Source organism: Rhabdochromatium marinum (assembly GCF_016583795.1).
In the GTDB taxonomy this organism is placed as follows: Bacteria; Pseudomonadota; Gammaproteobacteria; order Chromatiales; family Chromatiaceae; genus Rhabdochromatium; species Rhabdochromatium marinum.
Genome location: NZ_NRRS01000006.1, coordinates 20292 through 45193, shown reverse-complemented (window position 1 = coordinate 45193; position 24902 = coordinate 20292). Strand labels below are relative to the sequence as shown.

Genomic DNA, 24902 nt, shown 5'->3' with positions numbered 1-24902 from the left:
AGCACGGTTTAGGGCACCTGATAGCAAAATGAACCGATAAGTGATGCATAACCAGCCTCCAGGTAAAAATTCAGCGCCGCTTATCCGCGTTGCCGGGTCGGGGCTGTTATTCTACAGCGCTGGCATTGTTACTTTCTCGCTAGGGAGCATTCATGGCACTGGGTCCATACGAAGTCGCCGCTGGTCACTGGGACCGCGCGGGTGCAAGATTCATTGACGATGGAGTGAATTTCTGCTGTTTTTCACACACCGCATCCACAGTGGAACTGCTGTTGTTCGAACACGATCACAGCCAGACGCCCTTTCAGGTCATCCCCCTCGATCCCTGGCAGCACCGCACCTTCTTCTTCTGGCACCTGTTGGTTAAGGATCTACCCGAGGGCGTCTTCTACGGCTGGCGCATGGATGGCTGCCATGACACGGTGCACACCGGTTGTCGGCACGACCCGGGCAAACTGCTGCTCGATCCCTGGGCCGCCACCGTCAGCGATCGGCTGTGGGATCGTGCCCGCGCCTGTCAGCCGGGCGATAATGTCGCCAGCGCCATGCGCGCACAGATTCTGCGCGATCACTACGACTGGGAGGGTGACGAGCATCCACACACCCCCTTGGTTGATGCCATTATCTACGAACTCCATGTCGGCGGCTTCACCCGCCACCCTTCGGCGCAGGCCGAGCACCCCGGTACCTTCCGCGCCCTGATCGACAAGATCCCCTATTTACAGGAGCTCGGCATCACTCATGTTGAGCTGCTGCCGGTGATGGCCTTTGATGTCCAGGATGCACCACCAAAGACCCTCGAACTGGGGCTGGAGAACTACTGGGGCTACAGCACCCACAGCTTTTTTGCTCCGCATCCCGGCTATGCCGTCGAGCCGAATCGGGCACGCGATGAGTTTCGCGACATGGTCAAGGCACTGCATCGCGCCGGCATTGGCGTCATCCTGGACGTGGTGTTCAACCACACCTCCGAAGGTGGCGCAACCGGGCCGATCATCAACTTCAAAGGCATGGACAATGAGGTCTTCTACCATCTGGACTTCGACGATCGCTCCCAGTATCGCGACTACACCGGCTGCGGCAATACCGTCAATTGCAATCACCCGCTGGTCACCCGCTATCTGATCGACAGCCTGTATTACTGGGCACACGACATGCATGTGGATGGCTTTCGCTTCGATCTGGCCAGCGCCATGGCGCGCGGCGAGGACGGGCAACCCCAACAGCATGCACCGATTCTGTGGTCCATTGAGCTGTCCCCCGAGCTGGCCCGCGCCCACATCATCGCTGAGGCCTGGGATGCCGCCGGACTCTATCAGGTGGGCGACTTCCCCGGTTACCGTTGGGCAGAGTGGAACGGCCATTACCGCGATGTGATTCGCTCCTTTGTGCGCGGCGACCCCGGCATCGACGAAGTCGCCACCCGCATCGCCGGCTCCAGCGATCTGTATGAAACGCGCGGGCGCCGGCCGGGCAATTCGATCAACTTCGTCACCTGCCATGATGGCTTCACCCTGCACGACCTGGTCAGCTACAACCAGAAGCACAACGAAGCCAATGGCGAGGACAATCGCGACGGTCACAACGACAACCGCAGCTGGAACTGCGGCGTTGAGGGCCCAACCGATGATCCGGCCATTCTGGCTCTGCGCCAGCGCCAGGCAATGAACTTCATCGCCATTCTGATGCTCAGTCAGGGCGTGCCCATGCTGCTGGCGGGTGATGAAATTCTGCGCACCCAGGGAGGCAACAACAATTCCTATTGCCAGAACAATGAGCTGAGCTGGTTCAATTGGGGACAGGTCGAGCCGCAGCGGGCCATGCTGGAATTCACCCGCGGCCTGATCGCCCTGCGCCGCCGCCACCCGAACCTGCGGCGCCGGCATTTTCTCACCGGCACTGCCGAGCACACCCACGATCTGCCTGATATCAGCTGGCACAGCGCGCGTTTGAATCGCGCCGCCTGGGGAGAGGCAGACGCCCGCCTGCTCGCCTTCACCCTGGCGGCGCGCAACCCGGATGAAGCCCATCTGCATGTGATCATGAACATGAGCGACAAATCGGTGCTGTGCGAACTGCCGCCGCTGCCGGGACTCCATTGGTTCCGTGCCGTGGATACCGCCGATGCGCGCCCAGTGCTACCGCCACCCGAGCAACCGCAAATCAATGTCGCGCGCCTGATGGTGGTCGCGCGCAGTGTGATGGTGTTTGAAGCGCGCGCGCAGCTGTAGGTTTAACTACCCCGCTCGGCGTCCAGGGCGTAGGGCTCGGGCGGTACAATGGGCTCGCGCTGTAGCATCAGATCGCTGATCAGCCGCGCCGAGGCCGGCCCGGTGACCAGACCATTGCGGAAGTGCCCGGCATTGACAAAGAGCCCGTCAATGCCGGGATAGGGGCCGATATAGGGAATGCCATCGGGCGAGCCGGGACGCAGACCGGCCCAGTGGTCTTCAACCGAGGCGCGCTGCAACTCGGGATAGAGTTCCACCGCAAAGCGATACAGCACATCTTTGGCCGTGCTGGTGGTACCTTTGCTAAAGCCGGCTTCCTCCAGAGTGCCGCCGATCAATACCCGACCGTCCTGGCGCGGAATGATGTAGCGATCGCGATATAGCATGACATGGGCAATCTGCTCGGGCTTGGTGTGAAACAACATCATCTGCCCGCGTACCGGACGGATACGCGGGGCCACACCAATGCGCTCCAGCAATTGTGCAGTCCAGGCGCCGGCACAGACCACCACCTGCTTGGCAGCCAGCTCACCCTTGGTCGTGCGCACCCCGCGCACCCGACCATCCTCGGCCAGGATATCCAGCACTTCTTCGTTTTCGCGCAGCGTCACCTTGTGATCGATGGCGGCCCGCAAGGCACTGGTCAGACGCGGATTGCGAATCTGTGCCACCCCTGGCAGCCAGATGGCATTATCCAGGCGCAAGGCCAGATTCGGTTCGGCGGCGGCCAGGCGGGTGCGATCCAGCAGTTCGACCGGCACCTGATAGCGCTCCCCCCAGGCCAGCGCCAGATCGCGTTCCTCGGCGTCCAGAATCATCAGACCGGATTCTCGATACTCAGGATCAGTGCCGGTGAGATCAAGCAGCTCCCGGGCCAGTTCCGGGTAGCGGGCCTGACTCCACAGCGCCAGCTGCGTCACCGAACGCGCATAGCGCCACGGGTAGAGCGGCGACAGGATGCCGCCGCCGGCCCAGGAAGACTCGCGCCCGGAGGCGCGCATCTCGACCAGCGTCACCGAGGCATCAGTCTTGGCCAGCTCATAGGCCGTCAGCAGCCCCATGACGCCACCGCCAACAATCAAATAATCACTCATCATGCATTTGTCCACTTTAACCAAGTGATTTCGGCAGTGCGAAGACAACTTCTTCTGACACGCCGCGACATTCCTCAACCGATTCAGCGCCCAGGGTACGCAGCCGCTCAATAACCTGCTGCACCAGCAGCTCGGGTGCTGAAGCTCCGGCCGTCACCGCCACCCGCGACTGACCGACCAGCCACTGCGGATCAATCTCCTCGGCATCGTCGATCAGAAAGGCCGTAATGCCCTGGGCGCTCGCCAGTTCACGCAACCGATTGGAATTGGAGCTGGTGACCGAGCCGACCACCAACATGAGATCCACCCGTGCGGCCAGTTCGCGCACCGCATCCTGGCGATTCTGCGTGGCATAGCAAATGTCGCTTTTCTTCGGCCCCTGGAGCGCGGGAAAGCGGGCTTTAAGCGCCGCAATCATCGCGCGGCTGTCCTCGACCGACAGGGTGGTTTGGGTGACATAGCACACCCGCTGCGGATCCCGTACCTCAAGGCTCGCCACATCCTCAACCGTTTCGATCAGATGCATGCGCCCTTCCCCGTCACGGCACTGACCCAGAGTGCCCTCGACTTCCGGGTGGCCGCGATGACCGATCAGCACCACATCGGCGCCCTCGCGACAATGGCGCGCGACTTCCAGATGCACCTTGGTCACCAGCGGACAAGTCGCATCATAGAGTTGCAAACCGCGTTCCTCGGCCTGCTGGCGCACGCTCAGCGACACACCATGCGCGCTGAAAACGCAGACCGCGCCGGCGGGAACCTCGGCAATCTCTTCGATAAAGATCACCCCACGCGCTTTCAGCGTCTCGACGACATACCGATTGTGCACCACTTCGTGACGCACATAGAGCGGGGCGCCATGGCGCTGCAGCACGCGCTCAACAATCTCAATGGCACGATCAACGCCGGCACAGAAGCCACGCGGGTTGGCGAGCAAAACATCCATGATTTAGATCAACAATTCTTGCGTCACAAACAGATAACTCACCGAGACAGCAATCACAGCCACAGCCAGATAAGGGATCAGGATACAGACACCCGGCAGATCATTGCAGGTGTTGCTCAATTTGCACAACTTACAATTCTTCATCAGTCTTGCGCGAGAAACCCCGTCCTTCAGGGCGGGGATGGATAGCGCACCGCGCGTAGCGCGGTTAGGCCGTCCGTCTCGTCTCCTCCGTTAAAGGTTTGGGTTGAACGCAATAGCCATAACCGTCGGCGCGTTGCAGCACACGGCAGTAACGGTATGAAATGCCCTGCACGGTCGCGTCAGGGGTCTGAAGGTTAAACGATCCGGTGGCACGCACCGCCACGCGCCCGAGATGCACACCGGCCTTCTTGCCTTTGGGTACCTCGGCGCGCACCCAATCGCCGGTCTGAAAACCATGAACGCGCTTGTGGCGGATGAGATACCCGCGCGGAAAGCCGTTGTTGAACGCCCGCGTGCGGCCGTAGCTTCCGCGCCCCGTGGCCCGGATCGCCAGGATCGGGCGGTTCCAGTGATTCACCTGATCGACGGTACCGACGCAGACAGCATCCAGGGCATGGGTCTTGGGGATGCCCAGCCGCGTGCGGTTGTATTTGGTGCGCCCGCCCGAGCCGGTTTCAACGGGCAAGCCGGTTGCTTTGAGCGCATTGAACAGCGCCCAGCGCGTCGCATTGACGGCAGCGGCGTCCTGAAAGGGGGCTTTGGCTTGCGCCTGAATCTTGTTCAGGAGCGTCGGCTTATCCTTGAGGAACACCTCGATTGGCTGGTTTCCCTTGTGTTCGTTGCAGAGCCGGCAGGCGAGCGTCAGATTCGAGACCCGATCCGATCCGCCCCGGCTCTTGGGGTGGAGATGTTCGATCTCCAGCGGCACGTTCGTCGCGCCACAGTAGGCGCAGGTCCGGTGCCACTTTTCCAGCAGGTACTCACGCACCTCGTAGCCTGCGAGTTCGCCTTGTTGGTACTCGACACCGGCAATCTCCGGGTTTTGGAGCGCCTGGGTATCGAAGCGCACCAGCTCTTGGCTGAGGGCGGTGATTGGGGCGAGCCGCCGCAACCGATCCACCCAGTGGCGGGTGGTGTCGATTCGATGCTGCAACCATGGCGGTAACCAGCCGTCGCGGCGGGTTCTGTTGAGGAAACGTGGCGCCCGGTAGCGGGTCTTGCGCGCGCGCCGGGCGCGACGGTAATGGCGGCGTTTCTCCAGTGCCTCACGGATCCACGGCCCCCGATGCTCCAACGCCCCGAGCCAGAGGACATGCGCGGTCCGTTCGACCTCGCCAGTGTCTCTGTCAATGATTTCGGATTCGCGCACCACAGCAATCCCCGTTGTCTTGCTGCCTGGGTCGAGCTTCACGCGCAGCGGCTGTCGTGTCCCACCCACGCGATCTTTCAGGCGAAGGGTGAAGGGGGCCAGACGCACAACCACCGCGCGCCCGCGCTGAAGTAATAACCGCGCGCGTTTCTCCGTACAGGGCATCAGCGGCTTTTTCTGCTTATCCAAAACAAAAACGGCCATGTCGTTTCTCCACACTCGTTGCCCTTACGGGCCTGGTGACGGAGCCTTGCGGCTCGCTCCCCTCGGGACTGTCTGCAACCGGCTCCCGCCTTGCGACAGCGATCAAGACCTTCGACGTTTTACCTTTCGTCAGCATGATCCTGATCTTCCAGTGTCCGGGACTGAGGAAGCATCCCGGAGTGGGTCTTAACGACCTGTTGCAAACGTAGCGGATTGGCTACCGCTTTCCCTGGTCAACCCAGCTCATGAGTCGCCTCACAAGCCCTCGCCTTCAGGCGGGGGTAGTTGACGGTGGTTACATATAACTCCGACACGGTTGTCAAGACCAGTGGCTTGGGAGAATCGTCCACATCAGCTGCGGCCAATCCGCCGGTCATCCTACCGGAAATACAGCGGCTCGCAAGAAAAAATCTGAGCAAAACGCTATAGTTCCTCTCCGCTGTAACAAAACCGGAGCCCCAAGCCCTGTGACTACCGAGATTCCGAGTATTGGTTTTATCAGCCTGGGCTGTCCAAAAGCCACGGTGGATTCCGAGCGTCTGCTCACCCGGCTGCGGGCCGAAGGCTATCGGATCGCGCCGGACTATGCCTCGGCGCATCTGGTGATCATCAATACCTGCGGTTTTATTGAGGACGCGGTCGCCGAATCGCTGGACGCCATCGGCGAGGCCCTCAAACTCCATGGCCAAGTCATTGTCACCGGCTGTCTGGGCGCGCGCGCCGAGCTGATCCGCGCCACCTATCCGCAGTTGCTGGCCATTACCGGCCCCGCGCAAAGCGATGCGGTGATGCAGGTAGTCCATCAGTATCTGCCACCCCCGCAGCATCCATTCGGCGACCTGCTGCCACCCCAGGGCATCAAGCTCACCCCAGCGCATACCGCTTATCTTAAGATTGCCGAGGGCTGCGATCAGCACTGTCGCTTCTGTGTGATTCCCAGCCTGCGTGGTCCCCTGCGCAGCCGCCTTATCGGCGAAGTCCTGGAGGAAGCGCAGCAACTGGTTGACAGCGGCGTGCGCGAATTGATGGTGATCGCCCAGGACACGGGTGCCTATGGCCGCGACCTCAACCATAAACTCGACTTCTGGCGTGGTCGTCCCCTGCGCACCGATCTCAGCTCCCTGGCCCGGGTGCTGGGGGAAATCGCCCCCTGGGTGCGTCTGCACTATGTCTATCCCTACCCGGCGGTCGATCAGCTGATCGAACTCATGGCGCAGGATAAAATTCTGCCCTACCTCGACATGCCGCTCCAGCATGCCAGCCCCCGGATATTGCGCGCCATGCGCCGCCCAGCCGCCAGTGAACGCATGCTAGAGCGCCTGGCGCACTGGCGTGAGCAATGCCCGACGTTAGTGGTGCGCAGCACCTTTATTGTGGGATTTCCCGGCGAGACCGCTGCCGACTTCGAGCAGTTACTGGAATTTTTAACCCAGGCGCAGCTGGATCGGGTCGGCGGCTTTGCCTACTCGCCGGTGGAAGGCGCCGCCGCCAATGCGCTGGCCGATCCGGTACCGGAGGCTATCCGACAGGAGCGACTCGAACGCTTCATGCAGCATCAGGCCGCCATCAGCCACGCCAAGCTGAAAGCCTACGTCGGCCAGGAACTGACAGTAATGATTGATCGTATCGAGCCGGATCGCTGCATCGCCCGCAGCCATGCCGACGCACCGGAGATCGACGGCGAGGTGATTATCCCAGGTCGCTGGGAGATCGAACCCGGCGACTTTATCCTGGTGCGCATCACCGGCAGCGGTGATTATGATCTCATCGGTGAACCGGCCGACTACGATGCCCACTAAATCTCTACCGCCGCATAGCCAAAGGCAATACGCCCATGGCGGCCGTTGTTTAGCCTGAACTCACCCAGGCCATTGCGTCCACCCAGATCGAGGATAATGTTGCCACGTCCAGTGATTCCATCATCGCAACGGATCTTGAAAATTGCCTCCTTGTCACCGTAATAGGCGCTGTAACGCCCGCGACAGTGTTGACCACGCGCATTGCGAGCGCTGAAAGACGCGGCAAAGGGATCCGAAACATAGCGCCCGACATAAAAGTCACCGTCGGCAAACACCATGGTAAAGGGTCCCTGCGTGGCCTCGGTCGGCGGGCCATCCACCCGCACCCGCTCGCGATAGTGCTGCATTGCGCGCGTGATGCAGGTGTGGCGCACTGCCATCGCCACACCATGACAAAGCACTTGGCCATATTCATAGGGTTTGATGTTGGTCGCCGCCAGATCGTAATCGATGTCCTTGGGTGACTGAGTGGAACAACCGAGCATCAGTGCCGTCAGCACCAGGATCGAGGCAACGCTCACTATCCGTGCCGACACGATCAGGATTGGGTTTAAAGCCTTCATCGCTGCTGCTCCTAAAAACCTAAACAAAATTGCTCATAGTGAGTGGTTTTTCGGCACTTCGCTCTCCGTTGATAGCATCCGGTTGATGCCAGGCGAGCAACTGGAGTCCTGGTTGAGCAGTCCCAACCGAAGGCGCTCAGTGCGTTCGAGCAAGATGGGCATGATTCGGCGCAGATACGGATCGCTTGTCCATTCGTTGTGACGCCAGATGCACCGGCGCGCCTTGATTTTGGCCGCTTCCATGTTGGCGGTGATGTCGCCCTTAGCATCGCGCAGGGTTTCTTTACCAGGCATTGGCCGAGACCGGAAAGACGCGCTGGTCTTTCAGCCATTGATCGCGAATCTGACGGTCGGTGCGGTTGACGCCTCGCAGCGAGCCGAATCGCTGCCAGACTTCAGAGCGCACCGGCCCGAGCCGCTGCGCCTGTTCGCGCAAGGCGGCGACCTTGCCTTTGTTCACGCGCTGGGCGCGATGGATTCGGGTGACTTTCATTCGCACCGATCCTTTGGCTGATGAATCGGCATCTCAGCAAAATCCTCCTTGATCTGTTGTTGGTACTTGCGCATCCCATACAAACGGCAACTGAAGGTCTGCACAATCGCCATCAGATCCTCGACCATTTCCTGCTCAGGCGAGTACGCTTCTTGATTCACCACCGTGATCTCGCAACCGTTTTCCTCGGCCATGTGCGCGAACAAATCAAACCCAAAGCGCATCAGCCGGTCTTTGTGGGCGATTAGCAACAGGCGCACTTCCCCGCGCTGAATCCGGTCAATCAGGGCAAGAAAGCGCTTGCGTTTGAAGTTCATCCCGCCGCCGATCTCTTGGATCCACTCATCCACCGCGATCCCCGCGCCCAGGCAGTAGGTTTCCATCGCTCGTACTTGCGAGGCGAGATCGTCTTTTTGTCCGGCGCTGGAGACCCGGCAATAGACCACCACATCCCGCGTCTTCGGCGCCCCGCCCAGCATCAAGCGCACATCGGATTCATCAAAATACCGATGTCCCGACGGCAACCGCTTGGCTTGTAGCTTCCCCTCGGTTTCCCACCGCCGGATCGTCTGTGGCGACCGCCCAATCCGCTTAGCAAATTCACCAATGCTGTATCGCTTGCTCATAATAAGAAAGTTTAACAACTTTCAGTAATAAATCAAGGAACAGTTGTTTGCTCCAGCAATTCCCGCTGACCTCTGTGGCGAGCGGTTGCGATGGCCCCGATCCGCCGTTGAAAATCAACCGGCACGCGAACACCTCGCGACAAAGAAGCGCTGTGGTACGCCCGGCTTGTTCTCACCCTCAAACGACACCTCAAGCACGATCGGTCACGGCCGGGGGGCTACGAGGTGTTGTACCCCAAGGCGATCTGCGGTGGGTCGATAATGGATTGATAGAGCACCTCCCAATTGGGGATCAGGCACAGATCGAAGCGGTTGCGCAACTTGCGCCAGAACCGCGTCTTGCTCTTGGCCGCCGTCACGGCGGCCTGGAACAGCCGGCAGCAGCGTTGTTGGATCTGATCGATCAGAAACGCCAGCATCATCAGGTGCATGAGCACAGTGCTGAGATGCTGATGGCCGTGACCGAAGTTGTGCTCGAAGTGATAGCCTTGGTTTTTGAGGGTGTTGAAGGTTTCGTTCTCGATTTTCCAGCGTGCGCGTGCACCTCGCATTAGGGTCATGAGGTTGGTGTCGTCGATGAGGAGATCCGTCACCCAGGAGAAGTGCTGCACGCCCCCGTCGGGGGCGTACTCCCAGTATTCGAAGAAATTGACCTCCAAGTCGAAGTGGGTGTCGTTCAGTGGCGCGTGGTTGAGGTAGCGAAAGCGATGACGATAGCCGTCCTCGTTGCTGAAGCTGACCTCGCGCGTCTGCTCCGTCGCCGCCACCCACTCGAACAAGAACGTGTGATCACTCGGCTTGGCCCCGAGGATGAAGCGCAGATCCAGCGCTTGCAGATGGCGGATGTGCGGTCCATTGGAGGCCAAGCCATCTTCAACGACAATCAGCTTCAGGTGGGGATGCTCGCGACGCACATCGCTCAGCAAGCGTTTGGCGGCGTTGCGCTCGCAGTCGTTTTTGTTCGACCCATCGGGCTTGAGGATGGGCTCGGGGGCCAAGGGAAAGACTTCCCGGCAATCCGGATGGACCAACACCGCACCGAGCATCTGATGATAGTAGGTGATGGTGCCGTCGCGGTGGTGCTTCTCGGCGCAGTACGGACAGTGGACCTGCTTGGAGGAGAAATAGCCCGTGCCATCGACGGAGAGCAGGTAATGGCCATCAAGGTAGGCGAATCCTTCCAGCCCCTTGCCGCGCTGCAACTGAGCAAACAACGCTTGATAGAGGGGGCGTACCTGGCTCGGGTCAAGCTCATCGAGCCGCTCGCGCAGGCGCGTGTCGCTCGGGGCCTGCTCAATCCCATAGAGCGCCTTGAGATTCGCTCGCGTCGTCTCCTCCCGGCAGTCCTGATCGAACTGCAGCAGCGACGGATACTTCAACCCGAAGATCGCCAGCCCCGACATCAGATGATCGACCAAGGCGATGTCGTTACCCGGCGCATCGGGGATTCGACGAAACACCTGATGCGCTTCTTTGAGCAGCCCCTCAATGCTGAGATGCTTGCGGCAAAACGGCGTGCTCATCAGCACCACCCTCGCAATCTGACATTGAACGATGCCGGCCAGTCTACCGAGTCAGCGCCAAAAGTTTACGAAAAACTTTTTTTGAGCCTGGGCCAACCTGCTGTTGTTACGCCGAAAATTTTTTCGGCGGGAATTGCTGTAATGACTACGACTATGAAGATCTTCTGGAGGAAGCCGGTTTACATCTGCAGCCGCTTCGCAAGAAAAACTCCAAGCGTCCCCATGAACCGGCGCTGACGTACTTGATGTCATCCGCGCGTCATGCCGTGGAAACCACAGGAAGCCTCATCGAACGATTGCTACCCAAGCATGTCCACAGCGTGACCGCTGCCGGTTTTGAACTCAAGACAGCATTCTTTATCCTGGCCTGTAGCCTCAATTTCCTTTTCTGAATCAGCCAAGGTGGCAACTTGGGTTATGTAGACTGAACAGACGGCCATCATGCCGGCTGCCGGTAAGCGCTTCATCCGTCAGCACCGACGAAAAAGAACGCTTTCAACACCAGAGCGAGAATGCCCGCCAGCACCAAGCCGACCATCCATTTCAACACCAGCAATTCACGTTCGAGGCGATGGATCTCGGCGGTCACCTGGCACTCTAAGCCATTGATGTCCGGCTTGGTCGCTAGCTGTCCACTCATGGCCTCAGAAAATGCCGATGCCAGCGCCTCTGCTTCCGCCTTGGCTTGTTCCTCACTGATGCCTGCCAGTTTCAATCGCTCAACAAATCTCAGCGTGTCAAACGTGTTCATGGCTTGTTTCATTTCCGGCGTTTGCATCCGGCCAGCAACTCCTCGCCTAAAAGCCAGATACTCTATGTGGGTTGGAGTTTGCTGTAGCTGTCACTGCGTTTTAGTTGTGAACGGTAAAGATCAGCCCAAGTGCACAGAATGCACGCCAACAGGTCAGCGTATGTCAAGAGTTGAATTTCGATCTGATGCAGGCGCTTGCGCTGATCACGCGCCTTCAAATCGACAATGCTGAGTTTGTCGTCAAAAAATTCACGCTCATTGTAGGGGTTGAGGATTTCGACTGATGCGATGGGCGCGCCTAGATCTGCTTCCAGAATCGCGTTCAGAAAGTGAATCAGCAAGGCACGATTGGACTCCGCGCCCAGCAGGGCTTTGAACACGCAGTCAATTTTGGGTCAATGGCGTGGCGCATGGTGGAATGTCTCTTTTGATCGAAAGCACCGACTATCGCCCCCACCAGCAGCTTTACCCAACCAGCCCTGAATGATCGCCATGCCGTCACCCAGTTCGCGGCGCAGATGGATTTGATTAGCTCCGGGCATCCGTTTGACGCTCAGCCTAGACGCGCTCGAGGTCTCTCACATATCCGCACAAATAAAGTGGTCCCTCCCGGGTTTCCCGTCTGATCGCACTCTCACACACAAAGAACAAACTCGAACACAATCCTTTAATTTCATAATTTTTCAATTATATAACGCATCAGGTCGCCACTGCCCATCGGCATCAACCCAACGGTCCAAATGTTTAAGCGCATAAGATTGCTGCTCTGGTGTCAACTGCGTGCGCCAATCTCGGGCGCGTCCGAGCGGTGCATGCCCGACGTGCAGTAAGGATTGGGAATCATAAGCCGATGAACCCGCTTTGATCAGACTTTCTCGCTGTTGCCCAAGCGCTTCGGCTTTTTGCTTGACACGCTCATAAGCCGTTTCCTGTTGAATTTGCGCAACGTCCTCGGCGGTCAGATCGACACTAAGAAATGCAGCCATACGACTGATCCACTCTGAGCTTCGGAGCGTCAAATCATCGAATGAAATCAATAGCGCATGGCCGGTGCGCACCCATAGGTTCATATCCTGAATATTAGCTGCAATGGTGGCAACCGCATTTTCGATGGAAGTTCCAAAAAAATCCGCTATCGACGCCACAGCGTTCAGTGGGGGTCGATAAGTAAATACAACTTTGCCCAGACCCAGAGTCGCATAACCAAGAGACTGCGGAGTCGCCCGATGAAACTTGAGCAGTCTTAGCTGACCTTGCTTCATCCGACTGCCAAGCAACCTATCGAGTGGATCACCTCCCCCAACATATCCGGCTTCCAAGCTTTTCTCACCAACAGACCGACTGAGTATAAGCCGGGCAACGTTGTACGACCACGTTGATCCTGAACGCTGCATGCCCGCGCAGAAGACCGCCCGGTAAGAGTGTCGATCAGGTGTTCGGCAAATAGGACTCACGTTTTCGGCTTGCTGCAAGCCAAGCACGGGCAACCCCCTCCACCATTCAACATTGCGATGCTCAGGCATCATCTCCGGCCCACGCAAAGGACTTTCTGCGCTCAGTTGCACACGCCGACCGGCAACCAAGGCCAGCAACAGCACTATCAACACGCGACGGCGATCCATCACTAGACTGCGGTTCGGGTTGTCAGCCAGGCGTTGTAGCAAGCGCCCGTCGCGGTGGAAATAGGATGAATAGGCGCGGCGGCACTCCAATCCTTCGCAGATAGTGGCCTGAATCCAGGCATCAATGCTGCCTTGAGGAAGACGGTGGTCATAATCCGGCAGTGGAGGCAGGAAAGGCCGGTCAGGCAGATCAAATCGCGCCGACGGGGTTTGCTCCAGCCTCTGCTCCAGTTCGGTATTAGCCTTTACTGCAGCGGAGCGCTGACCGCAGGCGTCGAGCACACGAATGTGCAGCAAGCGAGTGGCCAGATGGGTGTCGCCGGCGGCGATGAGTTGCGCTAATGCGCTCTGGCTGGCGCGCAGCCAGACCCAGCGCGCGGGCAGGGGCTGACTCGGGTCGCTGGCGCTCAGGTAGGCATTCAGAGCTTTTTCGTAGACGGGCCAGTGCGGGTCGCCGGTGCGATCCAATGCCCGCCAGGCGGTGATGATCTGGCCGTCGGCCTGCAAACCGGAAACGAAGGAGCGGGCCACCAGCGCCTGAGGCCAGCTCTGGTTGGGGGCGGGAGCGGGTTCGAGAATGGCTGAAGCCGCCCCGATCAAATAACCAGCGGCGGCCAGACGTTCAGCACGAGCAGGCGTGCAGGCGAACAGGTTGAGCTGATAGCCATCGAGCGGTTCGTTCTCGGCAACAGAGACCAGCGCATTCAGCCCCGGCACGAGGCGATAGCGATCCAGGCCGAGCGCGGCAAAGGTTTCCAGCAGACCGGTGTTGGGCACCTGGCCGTGCTTCCACTCAAACAGCACCAGCGGATCCTGCTCGGCAAAAAAGCGCGCGGCGCCTTGAAGGATGCGAATTTCCTCGCCCTCGGCGTCGAGCTTGAGGATGTCTACCTGCCAGCCGTCGGGCCAGTCAGAGGATTGCATCAGGGCATCAAGGGTGGTCAGGCGCACTGTCTCGGTCTCGCCTGTGGTCTGATCAACAGGTTGATCGGCGGCGGGAGTCAAGGAATTCAGTTCACTGTTGGCGCCAATGTTCAGCATCGCCGAACCCTCGTGGTCGGACAGACCGAGGCGCAGCAGGGTCAGCACCTCGCCAAAGCCGTTTTCGGCGATGCTGCGCTCCAGCATATCCGCCGGCGCACTGGCCGGCTCGCAGGCGATGACTCGGCCCTGCCCTTGCAGCCGCTTGGCCAGACTGAGCGCATAGAGACCGTGATTGGCGCCGATGTCGAGCACGCCCATGCCGGGTTCGATGAGCTGGCGCAGGAAGGGCAATTCGGCCTCGAACCAGTCCTCTTGCTCCAGCAGAATGTAAGGAGTCATCAGTCGCGCATCAGGCGGGACGCAAACGCGCACATCGTCGGCAATGGTCAGCGTCCAATGAGTCGGGTCTGGCTCTGCGGCAACCGCCGGAGATGTCGGCTGATCCGCTGCGCGCTGCACCGCTGCCTTGGCGCGCTCTTGCAAGGCCAATGCTTGTGGCCAATCGAGTCCCTTGGCGATCATGTCGTCGATGATTTCCAAGGCTTCGCGCGACCGACCGAGGGCAAGCAGGGCCTCGGTAAAGGCGAGCCAGTAGTCGCCATTGGCTGGCGCCAGCGTCAGGGCTTGCTGAAACTCTACCAAGGCTTCTTCGGCCCGTTGCTGTTCGAGCAGTAGAGTGCCGAGAACATAATGCCCTTCGGCATCATCCGGCGCGCGTTGCAGGAGCTGACGGCACTGATTCTCCGCTTCTTGGTGGCGGCCTTCCTCCTTCAGCAGGAGGGCGGTTTTGAGTTCGAGTGCGAGTTCAGGCATGAATGTCAATCCTGCATTCGGGACAGTGTAAGAAGCGATTCCGACGATTGGGAAGATGGCCATGCAGCCGGAAATTGAATTCCGAGCCTTACAGATAGCGAAGAGCCGCAATGATCAAGGCCGCACTGCTAGCGATAAAACCCACCAGCCAGAGAAAGTGCTGATCGTGGCGCTTGAGCATTTCATCGAAGCGTTTGTCAACTTGCTCGAAGCGCTTGTCCACTTGCTCGAAGCGCTCGTCCATCCGCTTGAAGCCTTCGCGCAACAGTTCGCGCTGGTGCTTGAGTTCCTCTTCCACTCGAGCCATGCGTTCGCGCAGCTCGATTTCGTAGACTACCGGCGGCTTGCCAAGGCTTTGTTCGGCCAACCATTCGCCGAGATGCGCTTTAATGAATGCAATGTCTTCTTGGGCTAAGGCCATACCAAGGTCTCCGTAGCTGGGGCTGTCGCCAGATGCCGCCAGACTAGCGAATTGCCACTAGAACGGCAAACAAGGCTTGAACTTAAGCAAAGAACGGCGACTGAGCGAGCATTTGCCGGAAGGCCTGCTCCAACACGCGGGCTAGACCAGTGCCATCGCAAAGCTCGCTGGTCTGCATGGCGGTGCGCAGTTCAGCGCGAAGGCCCTGCCGTTGCTCGCGATCCGCCGCAAGCGCTGTGACGATACGCACATAATCCTGATCGTCAGTCGCGATCCACTCATGCCGCCCAAGCCCGCTGAGCATGGACGCGGCCTGACGCCCGGCGAAGCGGTCGCCCGCCAGGGTGATCAGCGGCACGCCCATCCAGAGCGCCTCGAAACCCGTGGTGGCGCTGCTGAATGGCAGCGTGTCCAATGCAATGTCGATCCGATTGTAAGCGCTCATGTGTTCCGCCCAGGTGGCGAAGGTGCCCAAAAACTCGACCCGATCCGCAGACACGCCCTGCTCTTGCAGGCGACTGAGAATGCGCGCCTGAACGCCCTCATCCATGGCTCGCCGATCCTTGAGCAGCAGGCGCGCATGCGGGAGCGCCCGCAGCACAGCGCCCCAGAGCGCCAGCGTCTCCTGACGCACCTTGGTCAGATTGTTGAAGCTGCCCAAGCGGAGCACACTCCTAGGATCGGGCTGCCAGTGCGGCTCCGGAGCCTGCTGCAAAGGTTCATAGACATAGCGCGTGCGCGGCAGGCGCCAGACCCGCTCGGTATAATGGTGGTCGTGCTCCGGCGGGACCAGAACTGAGTCGGCGATAAAATAATCCATCTCCGCAAGGCCCGTGGTCGCAAAATAACCGATATAGTGACACTGCACCGGTGCCGCGCGATGAGCGATCACGCCCAGGCGATTATTCACTGTATGCCCGCTGGTTTCCACGAGCACGTCAATGCCATCGGCGCGCATCTGCGCGGCGGCCTGCGCATCGCTGAGGGTATCGATGGGACACCAGACATCGGCGAGCGCCTTGAAGTACCCGGCCTCCGGCTCGTAGCGTTCCACACTGGGATACAGGTAGAGCGTGCAGTGCTCGCGATCAAGCGCACGCAGCCAGCTCAGCAAAAAATCCCCAACCGCATGCTTGCCGAATTCCGCCGACAGCACGCCCAGGCGCAGGCGCTGATCGCGCGGCCTGGGTCGGCTAAAGCGGCGCTGGCGCGCCTGCGCGCGTTCATCGGCACGCAGCACCTCGCGTTCCCACAGGCGCGCCTCTTGGCACAGACGTTCCGGCATCAGCGCGGCCGTATAGGCTTGGGAGAACAGCAAATTGCTGCGCGCCCGACCGTTCTCGGGCGACAGACTCACGGCCTGCCAAAAAGTCAACATGCTTTCATCGATGCGGTCAAGATCGCGCAGGGCGGTGCCCAGATTATTCCAGGCCTCGGACAGCTCGGGGCACTTAGCAAGCGCCTGGCGGAAACATGACTCGGCCTTGGCAGGCTGCCCTTGCTGCATGTGGACAATACCCAGTAAATTGAGTGTTTCAGCCTCGGTTGGCGCTAGCGTCAGCGCCTTGGAAAGTGCCTGCACGGCATCGCTGAGCCGACCTTGTCGCTTGAGCAGCAGCCCGAGGTAAGACCAGTTCCAGACGACCTCAGGCTGCAAGGTGCACAGTTGCTGCGCTGCGGCGCTCGCCTGGTGCCAGTCGCGGTCGGATTCGCACAGCTTGGCCAAAATGGTCCAGCCAACGGTGCAGTCTGGCCAGGTCGCAACATAGTGCTCGGCGGCGGCTCGCGCCACAGCCCGCTCACCTTCGCGATAAACGGCCCTCAACGCAGTCAGCGCCGTGGTCTGAGTCGATTGCGGCGCTGATCGAGGATCTCTCCCGCGCTCTGCCAGCGCATCAAGCAGCGCCTGCTCCAAAGCACGCACGCTGTCGACCTGATGATCCGCCTTGGAAGCGGCGCCTTTCAGGCGGGCGCGGCGGATCTCGCGCGCGTCAGGATCACGACATTCGGCAGCCAGGCGCGCGGCGATGGCGACATAGTCCGCTGCATCGCGGGCGATAGTATCCGTCTGCTCAATTTGCCGCAGCAAGCCAGCGGCCAGGCGCTGGCGCAGGCTCGCGCCTTGCAGCGTGATGATTGGCAGTCCGCAATGCAGCGCCTGCCAAGCGGTGGTATAGCCGCTGAAGGCCGGCAAATCCAGATAAAGATCGACAGCCTCAAGCAGGCTCAGGAATTGGGCGCGCGGTAACCAGGGGCGTTCAAGCAGAATCGTATCGGTCTCCAGTCCGGCGTTGTCAAGGGTCTCGCGCAGCCGGTCTGTCGCTTGCCGACTCGCCGCGGACAAACGCCGATGTTGCAGAAGGTACAGCTCGCAGGGCGCACAGGCACGCAACACCTCAAGGATCAGCGGCCAATCCGCCGGATCGAACTTAAACGGCTGCTGGCACAGCAACAAGCGCACCCGCTCAGGTGATCGTGCGCGCAAATAACCAATCGGCAACGCAGCCGGTGCCAAGTCCGGCCATTCTGTGCAAACACCGGTGCCAGGCAACCGGATCAAGCGCTCGCGATAATGCTCCTGGGCGTCCGGCGGCTCAAGTTGCTCGCCGGAGAAGAACAGATCGATCTCCGGCAGGCCGGTGGTGATCGGATGCCCCCAGCTCGCGACCTGCAAGGGCGCCAGACGCAGCGCGCCGAGCTTGCAGGTCAGTGGATCCATGCCCACCTCGGGCAGAAAGAGCACATCGGGCGCATCCTCGCGGATCAGGCGCAGCCATTCGGCATGGCCGCGCGGACCGCTGACGAAGCGCTCAACATGACGCTTGGCCCACGCGGTTTCCGCGTCCACCTCGGTACCGGTATGATAGATTGTCAGCTCAAACCAGGTGCGCAGCCGATGACGAACCAGCCCTTTGAGAATAATATCCCAAACGGAATGACGCCGAATATGCGCACTCAGAATCGCCAGCCGCACGCGCGGGCGCGCGGGTGGCAAGGGCATGGGCAGCAAGCCGCGCGCCTGCCAACAGGCACGCGCGGCGCGGGCCATCAAATCTCCGTAGGCACCGAGCAAGGCGCGGTGATTGCCCGGTCGATAGGCGAGCGCGAACGGCTGGCGGTCGCCCACGCGCTCGCCCAGTCCGTGCAGATGGCGCGGATCCTGGTCTGCCCAGTCGGCCAGCGCAGCCAGCGCCCGTGCGAACTGCTCGGGGGCGCTGTTGGAAAGCTCTACTGTCTCGGCCACGGCCGGCAGGCACAGCATGGCCTGCATCAGTCGCGGCAGGGGTGCAGCGGGGCTGGCGGCTACGGCACGTTCAACCGCCTCGTGCGCCGCCGCGTCCTGGCCCAGCTCAGCGTGCGCCGCCGCCAGCCCAGTCCAGGCATCGGCAAAACCGGGGGCGAGGGACAGCGCGCGCTTGAACCAAGGCACCGCTTGGGCATAGCGCTCCAAACGATTCAAAGTGATGCCGATATTGTGTAAAGTGGTCGCTTGGTCCGGAGCGAGGCGATTGAGTTCGAGAAAATGCTCCAGCGCTGGCTCAAGCTGCCCTTGGTGGGCCAGCAGGATCGCTTGACCCTGCGCCGCTTCGGTGAGATCCGGGCGCAACTTAAAAACCTACCTTATCAAGATCTTGCATCTTCGCCCCCCTTTATAGATGGAAAATCATGCCATGAACATCTCGGATACTTTACACGAGGCCATCCAGCATCATAGCACCGGGGATCACCAAGAAGCGCTCAGGCTTTATCACGCCATCCTGACCGTTCAACCCGATCACCCAGTGGCAAACCACAACATTGCCGTCATTGCCGAAAACTTTGGGCAAACTGACACTGCACTGCAATTTTTTAACGCGGCGGTGCAAGCCAACCCGCAGGAACCCCATTTCTGGCAGAGTTACCTCGAAATCCTGGTTCGCTGTGGTCACATGGAGCAGGCACAAACCCAGCTTAAAGCCGCGCGCGCCGCTGGAGTGGACGATCTAAGCCTACAACCCCCTGAAGCCCTGCTCGCCTGGGGAGCGCAAATGCAGGATACCAATCTGTTTGAGCATCACCTTCAGGCCGCAACCGAGCATTTCCCCGGCACGCCCTATACCGACTGGCTGGATTGGTTTCACCGCACCTTGAAACCCGCGACCTATCTGGAAATCGGTGTCGAAACCGGACAGACATTACAGCAAGCCCAACCGCCAACACACTGCATCGGCATCGACCCGCAACCGTTGATCAGCGTCAACTTGAGCGCTTGGACAAAAATTTATGCGCAAACCAGCGACGATTTCTTTCGCCAGCATTCGATTCAGTCGTTATTCGACGGCGCGCGCATCGACTTCTGTTTTATTGACGGATATCACAGCTTCGACCAGGCATTGCGAGACTTTGTCAATGTCGAGGCCAATGCCCATGAAAAATCCGTGGTGCTGTTTCACGACATCTACCCGATTGATCCAAGCACGGCGGCAAGACAACGCCACACCAAGTTCTGGGTCGGTGACACCTGGAAAGTCATTCCCCTACTCAAAGAGCAAAGACCCGATCTTTCGATCACCACCATCCCAACCTACCCAAGCGGTTTAGCCATGGTCACCGGCCTCAACCCGAACAACGACGCGCTCAGAGTGAATATCCAAACCCTGATCGAAACCTGGACTACAGTCGAATACCAAGATTACGCAGACATCATGCCGAGTACGCTTAACCTGATCGAGAATCGCGAAAGCGATGTGCTTGCTGCGCTGCAAGGGGTGCTTGACGGCTGAAATCCGTACGCACCATGCGGTAGATCCTGTCGGCAGTCAAATGCCGATGCCAGTTCGGGCTTGCAGCAGTGCTTTTAGCCGGATCTCATCTCACGCGAGACTGTTTTGCCTGCGTTGCCGGGCAAGATCGATACCCTGATTGGCATGCGCCGCACCGGCAAGAGCTGGCGATTGCTTCAGGCTATGCGGGATCAGCTTGCCAGCGGCCTGTCCAAGAAGCGACTGCTCTATGTTAATTTCGACGACGAACGCCTGCAACCGCTTATCGCCTCCGATCTACACAAAATTACTGATACCTGGTACCAACTGTATCCGCGCAACAAGGAACAGGTTTTGAGTTCGAGTGCGAATTCAGGCATGAATGTCAACACACCCCCTCCAGCCAACTTCCCGGTCGCGAAAAACCCGCTGTCTCGCGCATCATTGCCGGCGCAGTCTTACGCGCTCCGGCCAGCAGTCGGCCATTCGCGCGTCGCCACACCTGTACGGTGCCGGCATCGAACCCGGCATCGACCAGCCAGCGCCCAAAGGCGATTTCATTCGGTGCATACCAGTTCCAGCCCTTTTCCAGGGTACCGGAGTAAGAACATAAACTACCATCACCTGCAACGGCTTTGGTTTCCAAAAAGACAGATCCGCCAGGTTTGAGGTACGCAAACAGCAAACGCATAAACAATAATGGGTCGGTTACATGATAAATGACACCCGCGCAGTAAATATAATCGAACAGGCCCGCCCAATCGCGCCGATCCGTATACAAACTACCTTCCATGACATCCGCTTGAACATCCAGTAGCTCACACAGACGCCGCGTTGCGCGCACGGCAATTGGATGCTCCTCAATCGCTGTCACTTGCGCACCCAGTCCCGCAAGCATCAGCAGATCGCCCCCACTCCAGCAGCCGACATCCAGCACCTGTTGCTCTGTCAAGTCTGGTGCCAGCCAGCCGGTTACAAGCCCCTCAATGGCAATCTCCCGATGCCGGGCCATCATGGCCCCCGAGCGCGTTACACCGTGGCCAAAATCATGATCGTGTCCCCAGACAAAAAAATCCCTGAACGCCAACGATGATGCCGTCTCCCAGAATTGCTCCGGTGGCTCCTGATCCGGAAAATCATGCATTAGGCACGCAGCCTGCTCACGTGCCTGTTCCACAGTGGCACTGCGATAACGTCCAAGCACCTCATTAACCCGCGCTTGGGCTGCCGAAACCGCCATCACTGCTTCCGGCGTTACAAAGGCCTTTGGCGCAGATACATCTCGTATACGACCTAAACGCTCAACGAATCGTTCTGCCTGCATCGCTATAAAGTCTCCTAATCTTTTTGCTGCTGTCCTAATCGACACGACATCATCGCTCCGCCTCCAAATTCAAGCTCATCAGTGTCCCCCGTTCTTTGTCCAGATGAGGCAGATAGCACTGGGAATAATCATCCACCCCCGCATGATCAGTCGTTCGCCAGTCCCAGCGGCCAATATTGCGAAAGCCCAATCCCTGCAACTCATGCTTCAAAAACGGCTCGTCAAAAATCATCTTGTGATAATCCATCTCATCACGCTGGCCGCCACAAATTAGCCCGATCAGCCCGTTCAAACCATCGGATAAACCGTGTTCATAATACAGCTTGGCACAAACGGCGAAGTCCGGCACCGCTAGGCGCAACAGACCGCCAGGCTTGAGCACTCGACGCCATTCGGTCAGCACGGCGCGAAATTCCCAACGTCCGAAGTGCTCCAGCACATGGGAGGCGTAGATCAGATCGGCAGTGGCATCCGGAATTATCTCCAGACGCGCCACATCAGCGACCAGATCAACATGCGGATGTGCTTGCGCATCGACATGGATGAAGCCGGGAATGCAGCGCGGCCCGCAGCCCAGGTGCAGCCGTACCGGGCCATCGCTCGCCCAAGGCACCTTGCCCGCACTTTGGCGCAGGCGGCGCACCCGCGCCGGTGTCCCCCAAGCGACCGCGCGAGCCGGAATATCGCGCGTTACCACTGAGCCAGCACCGATCACCGCACCGGCCCCAATGCTCACTTCAGGGCATATTATCGCCCCCATGCCGATCCACACTTCATCGCCGATGCGAATCGGTCGGGCCTCAGCCGGCTGATGGCGCATCGGCTGATCGGCGTCCGCCAGACCATGGTGCACCCCGCAGATCAGCACCCCGCCAGCGATCAGGCAATGATGGCCGATCTCAATCCCGGCACGCGGCTCGTAGATCTGCACCCCCGGCCCGAAGGACACCTCCTCCCCGGTGATCAGCCAGCCCTGATCGATGCGGATACTGGCATTGGGATAGAGGATATTGCGCTCGCCGAGCACCAGCCGCCCGCGCGGACTGACATAGATTACCGCGCCCGGTTCCAGGATGGTGGTCTCGGGCAAAATGCCATCACCCTGGCAATCGACCACCGCATGGGTATGAATGCCGCGCGCGATCATGGCATCACCGTCGGCGCGTCATGCTTGTTTTGCTTGGTCCAGCAGCGCTCGAACATCGCTTCGTAGGCGTCTTCCAGCGCCCTAGCCAAGCCCTGGGCATCGCACAGCGGGCTTTGGCGCATGCGTTCGCGCTGATTCAAGCGCATCGCCCGGCGTCCGGCAACCGCGCGCGCCAGCATGACTACTTTGGCGATGTAGTCCTCGTCATCACGCGCAATCCATTCCTCGCGCCCCAGCGCGCTCAGCATGGCAGCAGACATGCGCGAACCCACGCGATCCCCGAGTTTGGTCACCACGGGCACACCCATCCAGAGCGCATCGCAGGTGGTAGTGCCACCGCCCACTGGGCCGACCGGGTCGAGTGCGATATCCAGGCGGTTGTAGTAGGCCATATGCTCAGGCCAAGACGACGTTGCCTGCCGACCCTGAAGTTCGATGCGATCACTAGCGATACCCTGCTGCGCAAAGGCCGTCAGCACCCGCTTGCGATTACTCTCGTCGGCCAGCTCATGGGTCTTGAGCAGCAACTTGGCCTCAGGCAGTGTCTGCAACACCCGCGACCACAGAATAATCGTGCGCGGCGTCATCTTACGTAGCGTGTTAAAACTACCCAGCCACAGGGTGCCATCGCCGCTCGCCCGCCATGCCGGCTCTGGCGCTTTCTCGACACCACGGTAAGCAACCCACGTGCGCGGCAGGCGCCAAAGCGTCTCGGAATACTGCGGTGCCAACTCGTCTGGCGTCAGCCATTCATCGCCGATCCAATAGTCCATCGCCGCCAGTCCAGTGGAACCTGCAAAGCCGAGATAATGCGCCTGGACTGGCGCGGCACGCTGGGCGAAGGCACCCAAGCGGTTGCCCGCCGTATGCCCGGAGAGGTCAATCAGTACATCCACCCCATCGCTGCGGATACATTGAGCGGCGCGCTCGTCGGACAGACCCACGATCGACTGCCAGCGATCAACCAACCCCCGGATGCGTGCGGTGACAGCGTCTTCCAGCCCATTCGTGGTATACGCCAGTACTTCAATGCGCGAACGATCATGCTGGGCAAGCAGCGCTTCGAGAAAATCGGCGACCGCATGGCGACGAAAATCCCCAGAGACATAGCCAATACGCAACCGCCGCTCTGGCTGTCTCGGGTTGGGATGACAGTCGCCCAGAGCCGGCTGATCGAACTGGGCGCCAAATTGCCGGGCCACCGATAGGATGGCTTCATTTGTGGTTTGTTCGCAATAAAGCAGCGCCATTATTCGATTGCTATGCACCCGCGCATCATTCGGCTTCAGATTCATCGCAACAGCATAAGCTGCTACAGCTTCATCTATCTGCCCGATACGCTCAAGCACAAAGCCTCGCATATTATGCGCTTCCATCAATTCAGGCTGGATGCGCAATGCGGCATCACAAGCAGCCAGAGCCTCGGTAAGTCGTCCGAGATCATTCAGGACACAACCCCGCGTATTATGCGCCTCCGCCAAATCAGGCTGAATTCGCAACGCGGCATCGCAAGCAGCCAGAGCCTCGGTGAGTCGTCTGAGGCCATTCAGAACACAGCCCCGCGTATTATGCGCCTCCGCCAAATCAGGCTGAATTCGCAACGCGGCATCGCAAGCAGCCAGGGCATCGTTGAGCCGCCCAAGATCATTCAGGACAAAACCTCTGTTATTGTGGGCTTTTGCAAAATCAGGCCGCAGACTGAGCGCTGCATCGTAGGCCGCAAGCGCTTCATCCAGTCGCCCCATTTCCTTAAGAACAATGCCGCGATTGTTATGAGCCGCAGCCAAGCCGGGTTTCAGTCTGAGCGCCGCATCCAAGGATGTCAGCGCATCCTCCAGTCGCCCGAGTTCCTTCAGCGTCAGGCCGAGATTTAAATGTGCCTCAGCAAACTCGGCGTTCAGGTTGAGTGCGGCAGCGTAAGCCTCAAGCGCTTGCACCGGACGTGCAAGCGCCCGCAGCATATTCCCACGATTAAAGTGTGTGATCGGGTCAGTTGGCGCGAATCTGAGTGCGACATCGAAAGAGGCCAGTGCATCCCCCAACCGCCCAAGCCCCGAGAGTGCATTGCCACGATTATTGTGCACTTCGGCAAAATCCGGCTTGAGTTCCAGCACCTGATCATAGGCCGCCACAGCGGCTGCCAGGTCACCCTTCTGCTGATCGCGAAGCGCTGACTGCAACATCGAAGAGACTGACGGCGCCTTGTTAGAAGGATTCCGACGCCTTAGCAGCTTGGCTTGCTTCAAACCTCGTCGCTGCTTTCTG

Annotated in this window: 18 protein-coding genes and 3 pseudogenes; 5 read left to right on the top strand and 16 right to left on the bottom strand. The window is 59.6% G+C overall.

All coding sequences use genetic code 11. The features are described from left to right. The first annotated feature begins 152 nt into the window (after positions 1-152). Positions 153-2231: a glycogen debranching protein GlgX gene (gene glgX, locus CKO36_RS03215; RefSeq protein WP_200280464.1), complete on the top strand. Its 2079-nt coding sequence runs from the start codon at positions 153-155 to the stop codon at positions 2229-2231. A gap of 2 nt (positions 2232-2233) precedes the next feature. On the opposite strand, the gene thiO is transcribed toward glgX, so the two are convergent. The 3 genes from thiO to iscB all read right to left on the bottom strand — a co-directional run bounded on the left by thiO (position 2234) and on the right by iscB (position 5829). Beyond that, positions 2234-3328 carry a glycine oxidase ThiO gene (gene thiO / locus CKO36_RS03210; protein WP_338053413.1) on the bottom strand — a complete coding sequence of 365 codons (1095 nt, stop codon included), beginning with the start codon at positions 3326-3328 and terminating at the stop codon, positions 2234-2236. Positions 3329-3341: 13 nt separating this feature from the next. Beyond that, the gene (gene ispH, locus CKO36_RS03205) at positions 3342-4271 is read right to left on the bottom strand and encodes a 4-hydroxy-3-methylbut-2-enyl diphosphate reductase (RefSeq protein WP_200280462.1); all 930 of its coding nucleotides are present in this window, start codon (positions 4269-4271) and stop codon (positions 3342-3344) included. 208 nt (positions 4272-4479) lie between these two features. Further along, positions 4480-5829 (bottom strand): RNA-guided endonuclease IscB, encoded by a 1350-nt coding sequence (gene iscB / locus CKO36_RS03200; RefSeq protein ID WP_200280460.1) that lies wholly within the window; start codon positions 5827-5829, stop codon positions 4480-4482. Positions 5830-6296: 467 nt separating this feature from the next. Here iscB and rimO point away from each other — a divergent pair, with 467 nt between their 5' ends. After that, positions 6297-7628: a 30S ribosomal protein S12 methylthiotransferase RimO gene (gene rimO, locus CKO36_RS03195; protein WP_200280458.1), complete on the top strand. Its 1332-nt coding sequence runs from the start codon at positions 6297-6299 to the stop codon at positions 7626-7628. On the opposite strand, the gene CKO36_RS03190 is transcribed toward rimO, so the two are convergent. The 5 genes from CKO36_RS03190 to CKO36_RS03175 form a co-directional block, all read right to left on the bottom strand. Then, positions 7625-8191 (bottom strand): hypothetical protein, encoded by a 567-nt coding sequence (locus CKO36_RS03190; protein WP_200280456.1) that lies wholly within the window; start codon positions 8189-8191, stop codon positions 7625-7627. The two genes, rimO and CKO36_RS03190, sit on opposite strands and share 4 nt — an antisense overlap. A gap of 33 nt (positions 8192-8224) precedes the next feature. Further along, positions 8225-8485 carry a hypothetical protein gene (locus CKO36_RS19525; protein ID WP_242469355.1) on the bottom strand — a complete coding sequence of 87 codons (261 nt, stop codon included), beginning with the start codon at positions 8483-8485 and terminating at the stop codon, positions 8225-8227. Then, the gene (locus CKO36_RS03185; protein WP_242469354.1) at positions 8475-8684 is read right to left on the bottom strand and encodes a hypothetical protein; all 210 of its coding nucleotides are present in this window, start codon (positions 8682-8684) and stop codon (positions 8475-8477) included. The genes CKO36_RS19525 and CKO36_RS03185 overlap by 11 nt, the downstream gene beginning before the upstream one ends. After that, positions 8681-9310: an IS607 family transposase gene (locus tag CKO36_RS03180; RefSeq protein WP_200280453.1), complete on the bottom strand. Its 630-nt coding sequence runs from the start codon at positions 9308-9310 to the stop codon at positions 8681-8683. The genes CKO36_RS03185 and CKO36_RS03180 overlap by 4 nt, the downstream gene beginning before the upstream one ends. Before the next feature lie 218 nt (positions 9311-9528). Continuing rightward, complete coding sequence (locus CKO36_RS03175; RefSeq protein ID WP_200280450.1) at positions 9529-10833, bottom strand: hypothetical protein; 1305 nt, start codon at positions 10831-10833, stop codon at positions 9529-9531. A 125-nt stretch (positions 10834-10958) separates the two neighbouring features. Here CKO36_RS03175 and CKO36_RS20375 point away from each other — a divergent pair. Beyond that, positions 10959-11225 (top strand): annotated as a pseudogene (locus tag CKO36_RS20375) (IS982 family transposase); the annotation flags it as partial. Positions 11226-11296: 71 nt separating this feature from the next. Here the strand turns inward: CKO36_RS20375 and CKO36_RS03170 are convergent. From CKO36_RS03170 to CKO36_RS03150, 5 genes and pseudogenes are all read right to left on the bottom strand, one after another. Continuing rightward, on the bottom strand, positions 11297-11611 hold the full coding sequence (locus CKO36_RS03170; RefSeq protein ID WP_242469353.1) for a DUF1640 domain-containing protein: 315 nt from the start codon (positions 11609-11611) through the stop codon (positions 11297-11299). 38 nt (positions 11612-11649) lie between these two features. Continuing rightward, a pseudogene (locus tag CKO36_RS03165) lies at positions 11650-11996 on the bottom strand (Rpn family recombination-promoting nuclease/putative transposase); the annotation flags it as partial. 271 nt (positions 11997-12267) lie between these two features. Then, positions 12268-15003, bottom strand: a complete 2736-nt coding sequence (locus tag CKO36_RS03160) for an FkbM family methyltransferase (protein WP_200280447.1) — start codon at positions 15001-15003, stop codon at positions 12268-12270. 88 nt (positions 15004-15091) lie between these two features. Continuing rightward, entirely contained in the window at positions 15092-15424 is a 333-nt protein-coding gene (locus CKO36_RS03155) for a hypothetical protein (protein ID WP_200280445.1), read from the bottom strand. A gap of 82 nt (positions 15425-15506) precedes the next feature. After that, complete coding sequence (locus CKO36_RS03150) at positions 15507-19031, bottom strand: O-linked N-acetylglucosamine transferase, SPINDLY family protein (RefSeq protein ID WP_200280442.1); 3525 nt, start codon at positions 19029-19031, stop codon at positions 15507-15509. Between the two features lie 64 nt (positions 19032-19095). Here CKO36_RS03150 and CKO36_RS03145 point away from each other — a divergent pair, with 64 nt between their 5' ends. After that, complete coding sequence (locus CKO36_RS03145) at positions 19096-20187, top strand: tetratricopeptide repeat protein (RefSeq protein WP_200280439.1); 1092 nt, start codon at positions 19096-19098, stop codon at positions 20185-20187. Between the two features lie 144 nt (positions 20188-20331). Further along, positions 20332-20433, top strand: a pseudogene (locus CKO36_RS20370) (hypothetical protein); the annotation flags it as partial. A 118-nt stretch (positions 20434-20551) separates the two neighbouring features. On the opposite strand, the gene CKO36_RS03135 reads toward CKO36_RS20370, so the two are convergent. From CKO36_RS03135 to CKO36_RS03120, 3 genes are all read right to left on the bottom strand, one after another. Then, positions 20552-21406 carry a class I SAM-dependent methyltransferase gene (locus tag CKO36_RS03135; protein WP_200280436.1) on the bottom strand — a complete coding sequence of 285 codons (855 nt, stop codon included), beginning with the start codon at positions 21404-21406 and terminating at the stop codon, positions 20552-20554. Between the two features lie 133 nt (positions 21407-21539). Then, positions 21540-22637 carry a methyltransferase domain-containing protein gene (locus CKO36_RS20070; RefSeq protein WP_275957809.1) on the bottom strand — a complete coding sequence of 366 codons (1098 nt, stop codon included), beginning with the start codon at positions 22635-22637 and terminating at the stop codon, positions 21540-21542. Further along, positions 22634-24820 carry an O-linked N-acetylglucosamine transferase, SPINDLY family protein gene (locus CKO36_RS03120; RefSeq protein ID WP_200280434.1) on the bottom strand — a complete coding sequence of 729 codons (2187 nt, stop codon included), beginning with the start codon at positions 24818-24820 and terminating at the stop codon, positions 22634-22636. The genes CKO36_RS20070 and CKO36_RS03120 overlap by 4 nt, the downstream gene beginning before the upstream one ends. Positions 24821-24902: the final 82 nt, after the last annotated feature.